The sequence below is a fragment of the Polaromonas sp. OV174 genome (assembly GCF_900112285.1).
Taxonomy (GTDB): Bacteria; Pseudomonadota; Gammaproteobacteria; order Burkholderiales; family Burkholderiaceae_C; genus Polaromonas.
Genome location: NZ_FOKZ01000014.1, coordinates 37,290 through 53,314, shown reverse-complemented (window position 1 = coordinate 53,314; position 16,025 = coordinate 37,290). Strand labels below are relative to the sequence as shown.

General features: G+C 60.4%; 13 protein-coding genes. 1 reads left to right on the top strand and 12 read right to left on the bottom strand.

The window, feature by feature from the left end; translation table 11 throughout:
- Positions 1-56: 56 nt before the first annotated feature.
- The 9 genes from BM160_RS13590 to scpA all read right to left on the bottom strand — a co-directional run bounded on the left by BM160_RS13590 (position 57) and on the right by scpA (position 11,387).
- Complete coding sequence (locus tag BM160_RS13590; RefSeq protein ID WP_092006354.1) at positions 57-806, bottom strand: enoyl-CoA hydratase; 750 nt, start codon at positions 804-806, stop codon at positions 57-59.
- Entirely contained in the window at positions 803-1,972 is a 1,170-nt protein-coding gene (locus tag BM160_RS13585) for a CaiB/BaiF CoA transferase family protein (protein ID WP_092006351.1), read from the bottom strand. Before BM160_RS13585 ends, BM160_RS13590 begins: the two co-directional genes overlap by 4 nt.
- 1 nt (position 1,973) lies before the next feature.
- Positions 1,974-2,945, bottom strand: coding sequence for a Bug family tripartite tricarboxylate transporter substrate binding protein (locus tag BM160_RS13580; protein ID WP_092006348.1), 972 nt, complete (start codon positions 2,943-2,945; stop codon positions 1,974-1,976).
- A gap of 105 nt (positions 2,946-3,050) precedes the next feature.
- On the bottom strand, positions 3,051-3,947 hold the full coding sequence (locus BM160_RS13575; protein WP_092006345.1) for a LysR family transcriptional regulator: 897 nt from the start codon (positions 3,945-3,947) through the stop codon (positions 3,051-3,053).
- A 135-nt stretch (positions 3,948-4,082) separates the two neighbouring features.
- Positions 4,083-6,131, bottom strand: a complete 2,049-nt coding sequence (locus tag BM160_RS13570) for an acetyl-CoA carboxylase biotin carboxylase subunit (protein ID WP_092006342.1) — start codon at positions 6,129-6,131, stop codon at positions 4,083-4,085.
- A gap of 18 nt (positions 6,132-6,149) precedes the next feature.
- Positions 6,150-7,682, bottom strand: a complete 1,533-nt coding sequence (locus tag BM160_RS13565) for an acyl-CoA carboxylase subunit beta (protein ID WP_092006575.1) — start codon at positions 7,680-7,682, stop codon at positions 6,150-6,152.
- A 32-nt stretch (positions 7,683-7,714) separates the two neighbouring features.
- The gene (meaB, locus tag BM160_RS13560) at positions 7,715-8,743 is read right to left on the bottom strand and encodes a methylmalonyl Co-A mutase-associated GTPase MeaB (RefSeq protein ID WP_369821790.1); all 1,029 of its coding nucleotides are present in this window, start codon (positions 8,741-8,743) and stop codon (positions 7,715-7,717) included.
- 8 nt (positions 8,744-8,751) lie between these two features.
- The gene (locus BM160_RS13555; protein WP_255368884.1) at positions 8,752-9,213 is read right to left on the bottom strand and encodes a GNAT family N-acetyltransferase; all 462 of its coding nucleotides are present in this window, start codon (positions 9,211-9,213) and stop codon (positions 8,752-8,754) included.
- Positions 9,214-9,221: 8 nt separating this feature from the next.
- Complete coding sequence (scpA, locus tag BM160_RS13550; RefSeq protein ID WP_092006337.1) at positions 9,222-11,387, bottom strand: methylmalonyl-CoA mutase; 2,166 nt, start codon at positions 11,385-11,387, stop codon at positions 9,222-9,224.
- 221 nt (positions 11,388-11,608) lie between these two features.
- On the opposite strand from scpA, the gene BM160_RS13545 reads away from it, so the two are divergent.
- Positions 11,609-12,244 carry a GntR family transcriptional regulator gene (locus tag BM160_RS13545; RefSeq protein WP_092006335.1) on the top strand — a complete coding sequence of 212 codons (636 nt, stop codon included), beginning with the start codon at positions 11,609-11,611 and terminating at the stop codon, positions 12,242-12,244.
- 34 nt (positions 12,245-12,278) lie between these two features.
- Here the strand turns inward: BM160_RS13545 and BM160_RS13540 are convergent, their stop codons facing one another.
- The 3 genes from BM160_RS13540 to BM160_RS13530 all read right to left on the bottom strand — a co-directional run bounded on the left by BM160_RS13540 (position 12,279) and on the right by BM160_RS13530 (position 15,970).
- Positions 12,279-12,722 carry a TIGR02594 family protein gene (locus tag BM160_RS13540; protein ID WP_092006333.1) on the bottom strand — a complete coding sequence of 148 codons (444 nt, stop codon included), beginning with the start codon at positions 12,720-12,722 and terminating at the stop codon, positions 12,279-12,281.
- A 396-nt stretch (positions 12,723-13,118) separates the two neighbouring features.
- Positions 13,119-14,702: a SpoVR family protein gene (locus BM160_RS13535; RefSeq protein ID WP_092006330.1), complete on the bottom strand. Its 1,584-nt coding sequence runs from the start codon at positions 14,700-14,702 to the stop codon at positions 13,119-13,121.
- Entirely contained in the window at positions 14,699-15,970 is a 1,272-nt protein-coding gene (locus BM160_RS13530) for a YeaH/YhbH family protein (RefSeq protein ID WP_092006327.1), read from the bottom strand. The genes BM160_RS13535 and BM160_RS13530 overlap by 4 nt, the downstream gene beginning before the upstream one ends.
- Positions 15,971-16,025: the final 55 nt, after the last annotated feature.

The window sequence follows — 16,025 nt, the reverse complement described above, 5'->3', positions numbered from 1 at the left end:
AGATTTCCAATCTTTGCGCCACTCACCTCCCCCACACTGCCAGGCGCAGCAGCGCATCAGGTTTTGAGAAACGAGGCGACGCCGGCCTTGAAGGCCGCGCTGCCGTACACCGCTTCAACCAAGTCCTGATCGGCCAGGCTCTGGTCCACCACGATGCGACGCATGCTCTCCTTGACGGCGTGTTGCGTGACCCGGGACAAACCCGCCAGCTTCAGCGCCAGGCCGTGGGCCGTGGCCTCCTGCTCCTCCGGCGCGCAGGCGCTGTAGACAAAGCCGCAGCTCGTCGCCTCCGACACGTCCAGGTACTCGGCCAGCATCAACATCCGTTTGACCCGGGGCGCGCCGAAGGCCGCCATTAGCCGGGCAATGTTTCTGGACGACAGGGTGTTCGACAAGGTCTTGGCAATCGGTGCGCCAAAACGGGCGCCGTGGCTGCACACCCGGAAGTCGCAGGCAGTGGCAATCGCTAGGCCGCCGCCCACGGCCCAGCCATCGATGGCGGCAATGGTGGGCACACGCACCCGTTCGATTGCGTCAATCACCGTTTCCACAAAGGCTTCGTACTGCACGCCTTCGCTGCCCTGGCTGAACTGCGCGAAATGCTGGATGTCGGTGCCCGAGATGAACGAGCGTCCGCCCGCGCCCCGAAAAACCATGGCCTGGACCTCGACGTTGGCATTGCATTCATCCAGCAACTGCAGCAGCCGCTCGTACATCGCCTGCGTCATGGCGTTGTGGCGCTCGGGCCGCTGGATCAGTATCTGGGCAATGCCTTCGGTGACCGACAGGCGCACGAGATCGCTCATACCTTCAGCGCCTCCAGCTCGGCCAGGATTTCCTCGGTGTGTTCACCCAGCAAGGGCGGATGGCGCCGCACCTGCTGGGGCGTGCCCAGCATCTTGACCGGAAAGCCGATGTTTTTCACCTTGCCTTCGATCGGGTGGTCAATCTCCATGCACATGCGTCTGTGCGTGCCATGTTCGCCTTCGAAAGCCTCGGGGTAACTCAGAATGGGGCCGGCGGGAATGCCAGCCTCCAGCATGGTGTCCACCCAGTCGGCGCTGTCTTTTTTGGCAAACTCCAGCTCGATCTCATCAATGAGCGCTTCGCGGTTTTTCAGACGCAGCGACACCGTTTCGTAGCTGGGGTGTTTGAGCAGGTCTGGCCGTTCCAGCAAGGCGCACAGCTTGGCCCAGAGCTTCTGATTGGTCGCGCCCATGACGAAATGGCCGTCACGCGCCTTCACAGCCTGATAAGGCGCGCTCATCTTGTTGCTGGTGCCCAGCGGTGCCGGCGGCACGCCCGTGCCCCAGTATTCGGACATGTCCCACACGGAAAATGCCATGGCCGAGTCAAACAGGGAAGCGTCAATGTGCTGGCCCTGGCCGGTTTTCTGCGCGCCTATGTAGGCGGCCAGCAAACCATAGGTGGCGAACAGCGCGCAGCCAATGTCGGCCACCGGCACACCGGCCTTGACGGGTTTTTCGCCCTTGTAGCCGGTCACGCTCATTACTCCGGACATGGCCTGCGCCATCAGGTCAAAGCCGGGGCGGCTGGCCCAGGGCCCGCTTTGCCCAAAACCAGAAATGCTGGCGTAGACGATTTTGGGGTTGATCTTCTTGATGGTTTCGTAGTCGATGGCCAGACGCTGAACCACGCCGGGGCGGTAGTTCTCGACGATCACATCCGCGGTCTTGGCCAGCTCGTAGAAAACCTGTTTGCCTTCTTCCGTTTTCAGATCGAGCGTCAGCGAACGCTTGTTGCGGTTCATGTTGAGGAAGCCCATGCTGTCCGGGCCCTTCATCTTGAAGCCCATGGCGCCGCGCGTCTGGTCCCCTTCCGGCGGCTCCACCTTGATCACGTCGGCCCCCAGATCGGCCAGCAACATGCAGGCAAAAGGCCCGGCCATGACCTGGCTGACATCCAGCACGCGAATTCCTTGCAGTGGCAAAGGCATGGGTGTGGCGCTCATGTCAGCTCTCCTCGGTGATCTTGGCGGCACGCACCACTTCACCCCATTTTTTGTATTCCGTTGCCATGAAGGCAGCAAACTTGTCGACCGAGCCACCGCCGTCTTCCACGCCGTAGCCGTCAAAACGCGAAACCACGTCGGGCATGAGCAGCACCTTGTTGATGTCGGCATTGATCTGGCGCGCCACGTCCTTGGACATGTCCTTGGGCCCCACCACGCCATACCAGCTGGAGACATCAAAGCCCTTGAAGCCTTGCTCATCCATGGTCAGCATGTCCGGAAAGCCCTTGGCCCGCTTGACGCGGGTTTGCGCAACACCCGTCAACTTCTTGGCCTTGACCATCGCGGTCGCGGCCGTCATGGTGTCGAAACTGAAATCGATCTGCCCGCCGATCAGGTCGGTCTGCATGGGGCCGGATCCCTTGTAAGGAACGTGGATGCTTTTCACCCCGGCGGCCATGTTGAACATCTCGGCCGCCAAATGCTGTACCGAACCGGTGCCCGACGAACCGAAGCTGATTTTTCCCGGGTTTTTCTTGCACAACTCCACCACTTCTTTGATCGAGGCGTATTGGTTTTTGGCACTGGTCACCAGGATATGCGGCGTCGCACCAATCAGGGCAATGGGCGAAAAATCCTTGAGCGGATCGTAGGAGATGCTTTTGAAAATATGTGGCGCAATGCCATGGGTGTTCACATGGGCCATCAGCAAGGTGATGCCGTCGGTGAACTTGGTCTTGGCAAAATAATCCGCTGCCAGCACGCCGGTGGCGCCAGGCTTGTTCTCGACGATGACGGGGCGGCCCCACAATTCGGAAAGCTTCTGGCCCACGATGCGCGCAAACACATCGGTGCCGCCGCCGGGCGCCCAGCCGACCAGAATCTTGATGGGGCCTTTGGGCAGATCAGCGCCCACGGCCCAGGGTGCGGCCAGCACGGCGGCACTGCCGGCAATAAAGTCACGACGTTTCATTGAGTCTCCTGCATGGTGGTTATGCCACGACTGTCGCCCACGGCTGGAGTAGCCGCAAGCATGCGAAACACATGCCTGGCTTCTTAATTCGCGAAACCTGATGATTCAGGATTGGCTTTTTGTACCCAGCAGTTGGGCCACCACATTGCGCAGGGTTTGTTCCTGCGCCTGGCCTTCGACAAAGGACAACACGTAGGAACGCTGGTGCCAGTCCCCCTCGATGTCTGCCCAGCCCAGCGCCGCTTCGGGGTGAAAGCCGCGCAGAATTTCAGGAGGCATCAGGCCTATGCCTAGGCCATGGCGCACCAGGGCCAGCATGGTGTCGAAGCCGCTGACGGTGAAGTTGTTGCGAAACACCCGGCCACGGCTTTTGTGCGCCCTTTGCACGGCCGACAAAATGGCCGACCCTTTGCCCAGACTCACAACCGGGGTGTTCAGAATGTCGTCAATGCCCACGGGCTCGGTCGGAAACTGAAAATGGTGACGGCTATAGACCAGCACCAGGCTGTCGTGCTGATAGTCAAATTTCTCCAGGTCCAGAAAACCGCTGGTTTTCTCGTAAATGCCCACATCAATCACTTTGTCGCGCAGCAACTGCTGGATGACCTGGCTGTTTTCTTCCAGGATTTTCAAAGTGATCTGGGGGTACTTTTCCTGAACTCGGGAAATGTCCTTGGCCAGCGACTGGATGATCACCGCCTTGGGCGCGCCAATGATGATGCGCCCGTCGCGGCCATGGCTCAGGGCCTGCGCATCGCCTTCCAGCCGGCCTATGAGGTTATCGATCTGCTTGATATGCGCCAGCAGCTTGGCGCCAGATTCCGTGACCTTGACGCCGTGCGGCTGGCGCTTGAACAGCTTGGTGCCCAGTTGCTGCTCCAGATCCGTCACCCGTTTGGAGGCCGCCGCAACGGCCAGGTTGAGCTTGTCGGCGGCGCGGGAAATACTGCCCTCTTCGGCAATGGCCAGCACCAACTGGACGGTGGTCGTATCAATTTTCATGCTCACTCACAGCGCGCACCAAGGCATGGGGCCCAGGCGCAGCCCAGGTAAAAAGCCCGCCTGCGGGTGCGCGGGCGGGCTGGTTCGACAAGTGCGCCCATCAAGCGCAGATGACCATTCGGCCCGTTCGGGCCATCACACAAACTCCACAATCGGCTGATCCACCGTCAGCGACTCACCCTTGGCGGCCAGCACCTTGCCGACCACCCCGTCGGCCACGGCAAACAGCACGTTTTCCATCTTCATGGCCTCGATCACCGCCACGCGTTCACCGGCCTGGACTTTTTGCCCCACTTGCACGGCGACTTCCACCAACAGGCCGGGCATGGGCGACAGCACATAGCGGCTCATGTCGGGCGCGGCCTTGAAGGGCATCAGGGCATGCAGCTCGGCCGCGCGCGGCGACAGCACCAGCGCATCGAGCCGGGTGCCGTTGTGGGCGATACGAATCGCCAGCGGGTTGCGGCCGACGCCGCGCTCGACCTGGGCGGCAAAGGGCTGGCCGTTCACGGTGCCACGAATGCGGGCTCCGCCCAAATGCCAATTACTACAAATTTCATAGCACTTACCGCCCGTCTCTACTGCGCTAGAGCCCGATTCCGCTTGAAAATCTCGAACCAGCACCGGCTGCGGCGAGTTTTCCCCGTCCGCCCCCAGACCGATCACCACAAATTGTTCGCTCACCGTCACGCCGTGACCGGGCAGCTGGCCGCTGATGCCCGCGGCACGGCCCAGCAGGCGGCGGTTCACATAGGCCGCCAGCGCCAGCAGAAAGTTCGGATCGTCGTGCGGCACGTCTTCAGCGTGAAAACCCTTGCTGTAGTTTTCTGCAATAAAGCCGGTGTTGAAGTCACCCGCCACAAACTTGGGATGGGCCAGCAGCGCCGCCTGAAACGGGATGTTGCTGCTGATGCCGCGAATCACAAAGGCATTGAGCGCCGCGCGCATCTTGGCAATCGCATCCTGGCGGTCTTTGCCATGCACGATGAGCTTGGCGATCATCGAGTCATAAAACATAGGAATCTCGCCGCCGTCCTGCACGCCGGTATCCACGCGCACGCCATGGGTCTGCGACATGTCGGCCGCGAACATGGTTTCCTTGGGCGGCTGAAAGCGCACCAGCCGGCCCGTGCTGGGCAGAAAGCTGCGGAATGGGTCTTCGGCATTGATGCGGCATTCGATGGCCCAGCCATCGCGCTTCACTTCGGCCTGCGTGAGCGGCAGCTTCTCGCCTGCCGCCACGCGGATCATCAGCTCCACCAGGTCCAGGCCGGTGATGCATTCGGTCACCGGGTGCTCCACCTGCAGGCGGGTGTTCATCTCCAGAAAGTAAAAGCTCTGGTCCTTGCCGACCACAAACTCCACCGTGCCGGCGCTCTGGTATTTCACCGCCTTGGCCAGGGCCACGGCCTGCTCGCCCATGGCCTTGCGCGTGGCCTCGCTGATAAAGGGCGATGGCGCCTCTTCAATCACCTTCTGGTGGCGGCGCTGGATAGAGCATTCGCGCTCGTTCAGGTAAATCACGTTGCCGTGGCTGTCACCCAGCAGCTGGATTTCAATGTGGCGCGGCTCCTCGACAAATTTTTCGATGAAGACACGGTCGTCGCCAAAGCTGTTGCGCGCTTCGTTGCGGCAGCTGGTAAAGCCTTCCAGCGCTTCCTTGTCGTTAAAGGCGACGCGCAAACCCTTGCCGCCGCCGCCAGCGCTGGCCTTGATCATCACAGGATAGCCAATGCCCTTGGCGATCTCGACGGCCTTTTCTGCCGTTTCGATCGCATCATTGACGCCGGGAATGCAGTTGACGCCTGCGGCGCCGGCCAGCTTCTTGGATTCGATCTTGTCGCCCATGGCGGCAATCGAATAATGCTTGGGGCCAATAAAAATGATGCCCTCTTCTTCGACCCGTTTGGCAAAGCCGGCGTTTTCGCTCAGAAAGCCATAACCGGGGTGCACCGCCTGGGCGCCGGTCTGCTTGCAGGCGGCAATGATCTTGTCGGCCTGCAAATAACTATCACGGCTGGGCGCGGGGCCGATGTTGACGGCCTCGTCGGCCAGCTCCACATGGCGGGCGTCCTTGTCGGCATCCGAATAAACGGCCACGGTCTTGATGCCCATCTTGCGGGCCGTCAGGATGACGCGGCAGGCGATCTCGCCCCGGTTTGCAATGAGAATTTTGGTAAACATGGTTCTTTCCTCGGGCGCTTACAGTGGAATGTTGCCGTGCTTGCGCCACGGATTTTCAAGCTTCTTATCTTTCAGCATCACCAGCGAGCGGCAAATGCGTTTTCGGGTTTCATGCGGCAGGATCACGTCGTCGATAAAGCCACGGGCGCCGGCCACAAAGGGGTTGGCAAAACGCGCCTTGTATTCGGCCTCTTTGGCGGCCAGCTTGGCCGGGTCGCCCTTGTCTTCACGGAAGATGATTTCCACCGCGCCCTTGGCGCCCATCACCGCGATCTCGGCATTGGGCCAGGCAAAGTTGACGTCGCCGCGCAAATGCTTGGAGGCCATCACGTCGTAGGCGCCGCCATAGGCCTTGCGCGTGATGACGGTGATTTTCGGCACCGTGCATTCGGCGTAGGCGTAGAGCAGCTTGGCGCCGTGTTTGATGATGCCACCGTATTCCTGGCTGGTGCCGGGCATGAAGCCGGGCACGTCGACAAAGGTGATGACCGGAATATTGAAGGCATCGCAAAAGCGCACAAAACGGGCGGCCTTGATGGAACTCTTGATATCCAGGCAGCCGGCCAGCACCAGCGGCTGGTTGGCGACGATGCCGACCGACTGCCCTTCCATGCGGGCAAAACCGATGACGATGTTTTTGGCGTACTCGGGCTGGATCTCGAAAAAATCGCCATCGTCCACCGTCTTGACGATGAGCTCCTTCATGTCGTAGGGCTTGTTCGGGTTCTCGGGCACCAGCGTGTCCAGGCTCAGGTCCATGCGGCCGGCCGGATCGGCGCTGGGGCGCACCGGGGCTTTTTCGCGGTTGTTCAGCGGCAGGTAGTTGTAAAGCCGGCGCAGCATCAAGAGCGCTTCGACATCGTTCTCGAAGGCCAGGTCGGCGACGCCGCTCTTGGTGGTGTGGGTGATGGCGCCGCCCAGTTCCTCCGCACTGACTTCCTCATGCGTGACGGTCTTGACCACTTCGGGGCCGGTGACGAACATGTAGGAGCTGTCTTTCACCATGAAGATGAAGTCGGTCATGGCCGGCGAATACACCGCGCCGCCGGCGCTGGGGCCCATGATCATGCTGATCTGCGGAATCACGCCGCTGGCCATCACGTTGCGCTGGAACACATCGGCGTAACCGCCCAGCGACGCCACACCCTCCTGGATGCGGGCACCGCCCGAGTCGTTCAAACCAATCACAGGCGCGCCTACTTTCATGGCCTGGTCCATCACCTTGCAGATTTTTTCGGCATGGGCTTCGCTGAGCGCGCCGCCAAACACCGTGAAGTCCTGGCTGAAGACAAACACCAGGCGGCCGTTGATCATGCCGTAACCGGTGACCACGCCGTCGCCCGGAATCTTGTTGTCCTGCATGCCGAAGTCGGTGCAGCGGTGCTCGACAAACATGTCCCACTCTTCAAACGTGCCTTCGTCGAGCAGCAGCTCCAGTCGCTCGCGCGCCGTCAGCTTGCCCTTGCCGTGCTGCGCGTCTATGCGCTTTTGACCACCACCCAAGCGAGCTGCGGCGCGTTTTTGTTCAAGTTGTTCAAGAATTTCTTGCATGATTTGCTTTCTGTCTTCTTTCAATACACTACTTATTTGATAGCTACTTGCGCCCGACCTGATTGGGCTGCAAGCAGATTTCTTGCTGCAGTCGAGGCAGGAAGATGGCCGCTCTCGACCTGCGCCTGCAGCGTTGGCAACAAGGCGCTGACCGCCTGATCGTGCCTGAAGGCATGCTTGAGCCCGGCGTCTATGCGCTCCCACATCCAGGCCAGCGACTGGTGCTGGCGCCTGCTGGCCAGCTTGCCGTTGGCGCTTTGCAGGCTCCTGAACTGCGTCACCGCCGCCCAAAAGGCATCCACCCCCTTGTTATGCAGGGCACTGAGTTGCAGCACCTTGGGATGCCATTGCTTGTCGAAGTCGGCAGCCTGTGCGCTTCCCATGGCGTTGTTGACCAGGCCAAACAGGCGCATGGCCGACTGGATTTGCGCCTCGGCGCGCATGGCGGCATCGGCGTCGATATCGGCCTTGTTAATGACGACCAGATCGGCCAGCTCCATCACGCCTTTTTTAATCGCCTGCAAATCGTCGCCGGCATTAGGCAGCTGCATCACGACGAACATGTCGGTCATATTGGCCACGGCGGTCTCAGACTGGCCCACGCCCACGGTTTCGACGATCACCACGTCGTAACCCGCAGCCTCGCAGACCAGCATGGCTTCGCGGGTTTTTTCGGCGACGCCGCCCAGCGTGCCGCTGGACGGGCTGGGGCGGATGTAGGCGCGCTCGTGCACCGACAGATGCTCCATGCGGGTCTTGTCGCCCAGGATGGAGCCGCCGGAGACGGTGGAAGAAGGGTCGATCGTCAGCACGGCCACGCGGTGACCCTGGGCAATCAGATACAGGCCCAGCACCTCGACAAAGGTGGATTTACCGACACCGGGCACGCCGCTCAGCCCCAGGCGAAAGGCCTTGCCGGTGTAGGGCAGCAAGGCGGTGAGCAGCTCGTCGCCCTGCGCGCGGTGGTCGGCGCGGGTCGATTCGAGCAGCGTGATGGCCTTGGCAATGGCGCGGCGCTGGACCAGCGCTTCGCCGCGAACAATCGCGTCAACGGCACTCACGCCCGCGCTCATGCCCGCACTCCACGCGCGGGGCACCAGCGGTAATCCAGATCGAACTCGCTTTCGCCGACCTGGACAAATCCATGGCGCAAGTAAAAGCGGTTGGCGGCGCTTTGTTTCAAGGCCGACAAGGTGATGTCGAGGTCTTGAGCCTTGGCCTGCTCCTTGGCCCAGTCCAGCGCCCATGCGCCTATGCCGGCACCCTGGAAATCGGGCCGAATGTACAGGTGATCCAGCTGCCGGGCGCGCGGCTCAGGCCCAGAAGCCGGACGCAGCGTGATGTAGCCCGCACGCTGGCCATCGGCCATGATGTGGCGCATATGCTCTGGCACGAAGCCCGCAGCCAGACGTTCGCGCGCCCGAACCGGGTCAAAACGTCCCAGGCGCTCAAGGCTTTCGCGCAAGGCCTCAATGCGAAGGGCCGCCATCTCATCGAAATCGCCGACGGCTACGGGGGCGAGCAAAAGCATGGCTGCGGTCACGCCTGCACGGCGGCTTTGATCTGTTCCAGCACGTCCTTGGCACTGGCCGGAATCGGTGTGCCCGGGCCGTAAATGCCTTTGACACCCGCCTCGTAAAGCATGTCGTAGTCCTGGCGCGGAATCACGCCGCCGACAAACACGATGATGTCGTCCGCGCCCTGCTTCCTGAGCTCGGCGATGATGGCTGGCACCAGCGTCTTGTGGCCGGCGGCCAAGGTGCTGACGCCCACGGCATGCACGTCGTTTTCAATCGCCTGACGGGCGCATTCTTCGGGCGTCTGGAACAGCGGCCCCATGTCCACGTCAAAGCCCAGATCGGCAAAGGCAGTGGCCACCACCTTGGCGCCGCGGTCATGGCCGTCCTGGCCGAGCTTGGAAATCATCACGCGCGGGCGGCGACCTTGGTCTTCGGCAAATGCGTTGATCTCGGACTTGAGGGTTTCCCAGCCTTCGGCCGAGTCATAAGCAGCGGCATACACACCGGTCACCTTTTGTGTGTCGGCGCGGTGGCGCCCGTAAACTTTTTCCAGCGCATCGCTGACCTCGCCCACCGTGGCGCGCAGACGAACCGCCTTGATGGCCAGATCCAGCAGATTGCCGGAGTTGCTTTCTGCTGCAGAAGTGATAGCAGCCAGCGCCCGCTCCACCTGGGCTGTATCGCGTTTTCGCTTGATTTCATGCAAACGCGCAATTTGCCCGTCGCGCACGGCGACATTGTCGATGTCGCGCGACTCGATCGCATCTTCGGTTTTGAGTTTGTACTTGTTGACGCCGACGATGACGTCCTTGCCGCTGTCTATGCGCGCCTGCTTTTCTGCCGCAGCCGCCTCAATCTTGAGCTTGGCCCAGCCACTGTCCACGGCCTTGGTCATACCGCCCATGGCTTCGACTTCTTCAATGATGGCCCAGGCGGCATCGGCCATGTCCTGGGTCAGTTTTTCCATCATGTAGCTGCCGGCCCAGGGATCTATCACATTGGTGATGTGGGTTTCTTCCTGGATGATGAGCTGGGTGTTGCGGGCGATGCGCGATGAGAACTCTGTGGGCAGCGCAATCGCTTCGTCAAAGCTGTTGGTGTGCAGGCTTTGCGTGCCGCCAAACACCGCGGCCATGGCCTCTATGGTGGTGCGCACCACGTTGTTATAGGGGTCTTGCTCGGTCAGACTCCAGCCACTGGTCTGGCAGTGGGTGCGCAGCATCAGGCTCTTGGGCTTTTTGGCGTCGAAGCCCTTCATGATGCGGCACCAGAGCAGGCGCGCGGCGCGCATCTTGGCCACTTCCAGGTAGAAGTTCATGCCTATGGCCCAGAAGAAACTCAGGCGGCCGGCAAAGTCATCCACATCCAGACCCTTACCTATGGCGGTCTTGACGTACTCCTTGCCGTCGGCCAGGGTGAAGGCCAATTCGAGCGCCTGATTGGCGCCGGCTTCCTGCATGTGATAGCCGGAGATCGAGATCGAGTTGAACTTGGGCATGTTCTGCGCCGTGTACTCGATGATGTCGCCGATGATGCGTATGCTGGGTTCGGGCGGGAAGATATAAGTGTTGCGAACCATGAACTCCTTGAGGATGTCGTTCTGGATGGTTCCGCTTAGCTTGTCCTGGCTCACGCCCTGCTCTTCCGCCGCGACCACATAGCCTGCCAGCACCGGCAGCACCGCGCCGTTCATGGTCATGGAAACTGACACAGAGTCCAGCGGGATCTGGTCGAACAGGATTTTCATGTCCTCGACGCTATCGATCGCCACACCCGCTTTGCCGACATCGCCAGTCACACGCGGGTGATCGCTGTCGTAACCACGGTGGGTAGCCAGGTCAAACGCCACCGACACGCCCTGGCCGCCGGCGGCGAGCGCCTTGCGATAAAAAGCATTGGATTCTTCGGCGGTAGAAAAACCGGCGTACTGGCGAATCGTCCAAGGGCGCACGGCATACATGGTCGCTTGCGGGCCACGAATAAAGGGCTCAAAACCCGGCAAGGTATTGGTGTGGGGCAAATCCTTGATGTCATCAGCCGTGTACAGCGCTTTGACGCTGATGCCGTCCGGCGTTTGCCAGTTCAGCGCGCTTACATCACCACCCGGGGCTGATTTGGCCGCTGATTTGGCCCAGTCATCAAGACTGGCTGCGAGAAATTCAGGTTCTGTATTGCGCGTGGACATGGGCTGTTTCTACATTGAACAAAATCAACATGCGACAGGCAACATTGAATACGTCACCCAGCCAGCATGCAAGGAATTCATGAATCGGCGGCAAGTTTACATCATTTATAATTATTGATGCAAAATTCAGTTTCAAGCATACTCGCCCTTGCCTCCCCCGCTAATGGCATGGCCCGTGGTTAAACCACAGCTTGCTAGACACCAGGAAATACCAGCCCTCCATGACCGCCGTTTCCCTCACTCCCCGAGCGCTTTACGAAGAAGTTGCCGAGCTTTTGCGCCAGCGCATTTTCAATCGTGAGTTGGCGCCCGGCAGCTGGATTGACGAGCTCAAGCTGGCCGAGGAATACGGTATCAGCCGCACGCCCCTGCGCGAAGCCCTGAAGGTGTTGGCGGCCGAGGGCCTGGTCACCATGAAAGTAAGGCGTGGCGCCTATGTGACCGAGGTGTCAGAACGCGATCTGGCCGATGTCTACCATTTGCTGGCCCTTCTGGAAAGCGATGCCGCCGGGGTGGTGGCCGCCCAAGCCACCGAATCCCAGCTGCAGGAACTGCAAGGTCTGCACAACGAGCTGGAAAAGGCGGCAGACAACCGTGAACGCTTTTTTGAGATCAACGAAATCTTTCACATGCGCCTGCTGGAAATCGCCAACAACCGCTGGCGCGACCAGATGGTGGCCGACCTGCGCAAGGTCATGAAGCTCAATCGCCACAACTCGCTACTCAAGTCGGGGCGGATTGAAGAATCCCTGCAAGAGCATCGCGCCATCATGGCCGCGCTGACTGCGCGCGATGCCGATGCCACGGCGCTGCGCATGCGCCAGCATTTCAGTCACGGGCTGGAAGCCGCGGCCTGATAGCGAGCGCGGCAAGTCGGCTAATTCACTCGACTCAAGCGAGCGACGTTGGCGCCGCCGCTAGCGGCCAGCGATAGCCCAGCACGCACTCCAGCGGGTAAAAATGCTCGCGCACCTGCTCCAGCTGATTGCCGCCTAGCAGGTAGATATATTGCGCGTCGGCACGCAAATAAAAACCGACATGGCCTTTCCAGCTGTTGGGGTCGTCGCGATAAAGCACCACTAGGCAACCCGGCACCGGCTCGGTCAGCGCTTTGCCCCACTCAAGCCAGGAGCGAGCCAGCGCCGATCCGGTCCCCACTATGCCCACCTGAGCCAGACACCAGTTGGCGAAAGATGAGCACCAAGCCACCTTGTCGTCATAGCCGCGAAGATTGGTGCCGCCGTGGTATTCGGTAATGCGCGCATTGCTTTGCCCAAGCGGGTATTGAGCAACCCCGACTTCGGCGAGCGCAACAGATAACCAGCGTGGGTTCATAAATACCCACCGCCAAGCCTGAGAAGACCGTATCCGGCCATTGAGGAGAGATCCATGCCCGGGATCTTAGAACGTGTTTGCAATCTCTACGGGGTCGCGCAAGTGACTTTTCGGGATGGGGTGCAAGGCGCGGTGCGCCGCCCATAGCCCGGCTATGGCAAGCATCGCAACGCCGCAGACCGCCCGAAAAGGCACTTGCCCTGTGGGTTGGCGGTGAAATCGGGCGATTGAGCCACCCAACCCCTTGCATGGGCACCAGCCCATGCGGCGGTGCCGGGCGGCCCACTCATCCCGATTGCACCCCAACGCGGCCCCATAGAGATTGCAAACACGTTCTGACATGATTTTTCATGCAAAGGCCTTTTCGAGCAGTCCTTTGCCGCTTCACATCAAACTTCACTCGCCCGAGGCGGGAGGTGCAGATGGCATAACTTCCCAATGCCTGGTCACCTTGCCATGCCGGTCAACGCTTTCGAGCCGGACCAGAAATCCCCACAAGCGCCCCACGTGCTTGAGGATTTCCTGGACGTCGTCGTTGAGCGGCCGGTTGTTGTGCTGGGTATGACGCAGCGTCAGCGAACGATCACCACGAATGTCGACGTTCCAGACCTGGATGTTGGGCTCGCGATAGCTCAGGTCGTTCTGCCGCGCTAGCGCCTCGCGCACGTGGCGGTAGCCGGAATCGTCATGGATGGCAGACACCTCAAGCTCGAGTTCGGCTGCATCGTCAACGATGGTAAACAGGCGAAATTCGCGCATCAGCTTGGGCGACAGGTATTGCCCGACAAAGCTCTCATCGCGAAAATTTCGCATGGCATGGTCAAGCGTCATGCGCCAGTCCGAGCCCGCCATATCCGGAAACCATTGCCTATCCTCGGCGGTCGGCGTTTCGCAAATCCGTCGCAAGTCACGAAACATGGCAAACCCCAGCGCATAGGGGTTGATGCCGCTATAGGCCGGATGGGTTACCGGCGGCTGATAAATCACATTGGTATGTGAGCGCAGGCACTCGATCATGAAGCCATCGCTAAGCAGGCCTTCGTCGTACATGGCGTTCAGCAGGGTGTAGTGCCAGAACGTGGCCCAGCCTTCGTTCATGATCTGGGTCTGGCGCTGCGGATAGAAGTACTGGGCGATCTTGCGCACTATGCGTATCACCTCGCGCTGCCAGGGCTCGAGCAAGGGCGCGTTTTTCTCGATGAAGTACAGAATGTTTTCCTGCGGTTCCGCCGGGAAACGGCGGTTGACTTTTTCCACCGGCTTGTCCGCTGCCTTGGGCAGCGTACGCCACAAGTCATTGACCTGCTGCTGCAAATAGGCTTCACGATCCTTGCGGCGCGCCTCTTCCTCGGCCAGCGACAGCTTCTGCGTGCGCTGATAGCGATCGACGCCGTGGCTCATCAGGACATGGCAGCTGTCCAGCAACTCTTCGACCGCATCCAGCCCATGACGCTCCTCGCACTCGGCGACATAGGCCCGGGCATAGACCAGGTAGTCGATGATGGAACTCGCATCGGTCCACATCCGGAACAGGTAGTTGCCCTTGAAAAAGGAATTGTGGCCATAGCAGGCGTGAGCCATCACCAGCGCCTGCATGGGCATGGTGTTTTCTTCCATCAGATAGGCAATGCAGGGATTGGAATTGATGACGATCTCATAAGCCAATCCCATATGGCCACGGCGGTAGCTTTTTTCGGTGGCGATGTACTGCTTGCCAAAGGACCAGTGCCGGTAGTTCACCGGCATACCCACAGACGCGTAGGCGTCAATCATCTGACCGGCGGTAATCACCTCCAGCTGCACCGGGTAGGTATCCAGCCCAAAGCGCTTGGCGGTGCGTTCGATTTCGTGGTGATAGAGCTCTATCAACTCAAAGGACCAGTCGGAGGGACAAGGCAGTGCCGCGCGCTGCCGCCCAGCCTTCTTCGGCGGCAAGGCCCCCGATTCACCAGCACCTTCAGCTCGCAAAATCGTGCTCATGCCGGGTTTCCTTTCTTGAACAGCTCACGGAACACCGGATAAATCCCCGACGCATCGGCGATCTTTTGCATCGCGAAGTTGGGGTGATCTTCGCGCACCAGGCTGTACTCTTCCCACAGATTCTGGTTCTCTTCGGCCACCTGAATGTAAGCAAAGTAACGACATGCCGGCAGCAGCTTTTCAACCAGCAATTCCCGGCATTTGGCCGAATCCTGATGCCAGTTGTCGCCGTCGGAAGCCTGGGCGCCATATATGTTCCATTCGCTCGGCGAGTAGCGCGCCTGGATGATCTGGTGCATCAAGGTCAGGGCGCTGGAAACCACGGTGCCGCCGCTCTCCGTTGATTGGAAAAAATCCTCTTCCGAGACCTCGGTGGCCTGGGTGTGATGGCGAATAAAAACCACATCCGTCTTCTGATAATGCCGCATCAGGAACAGGTAGAGCAGGATGAAAAAGCGTTTGGCCATGTCCTTGCGCGTCTCATCCATGGACCCCGACACATCCATCAGACAAAACATCACGGCCCGGGTCGCCGGCACAGGTACCAAGACCCGGTTGCGGTAACGCAGATCGAAGGGATCGAGAAACGGGATTTTCATCAGCCGGCGCCGCAAGGCTTCAATCTGCGCTTTCAGCGCCAGGATTTCGCTACGCGGTGCATGCGCGTCACACTGCATCTCGGACAAGCGCGCTTGCAACTCCCGCAGCTGACGCCTGGCATCGCCGCCCAAGGCAATGCGCCGGCTGAGCGCCATGCGCATAGAGCGCACCACATGCAAGTTGGTCGGCGTCCCCTCGGATACAAAGCCGGCGCGCTGCGATTTCCATTCCGGCGCATCGGGCAAGAGCTGCGTGCGCACCAAGTGCGGCAGTGCCAGATCGTCGAAGAAATACTGCATGAACTCTTCGCGCGTGATGCGAAAAACAAAATCGTCTTCGCTGATGCCATCCGGGCTGGCACCGGGGCCTTGACCGCCCGCTCCGCCGCTTTGCGGCCGGGCGATATGGTCGCCACGCACGTAATCCTGGTTGCCGGGATGAACCCGCTCCTGGGTGCCGCCGGTGCCGTGACCAAACACCGGCTCGGACACATCGCGCCTGGGCAAGGTGATGTCCTCGCCCTGCTCGATATCGTGAATGCTGCGACCCGCAACGGCCCGGCGCACCGCGTCCCGAATCTGCTCCCGGTAGCGACGCAGAAATCGCTCACGGTTGCCTATCGACTTGTTCTTGCCCGACAAGCGCCTGTCAATGACTTGTTGGAGCATGCTGACCTCCGGTTGGTCTGTAGATAGGCAATAAGGCGCAGTGCAGCACTGCGGG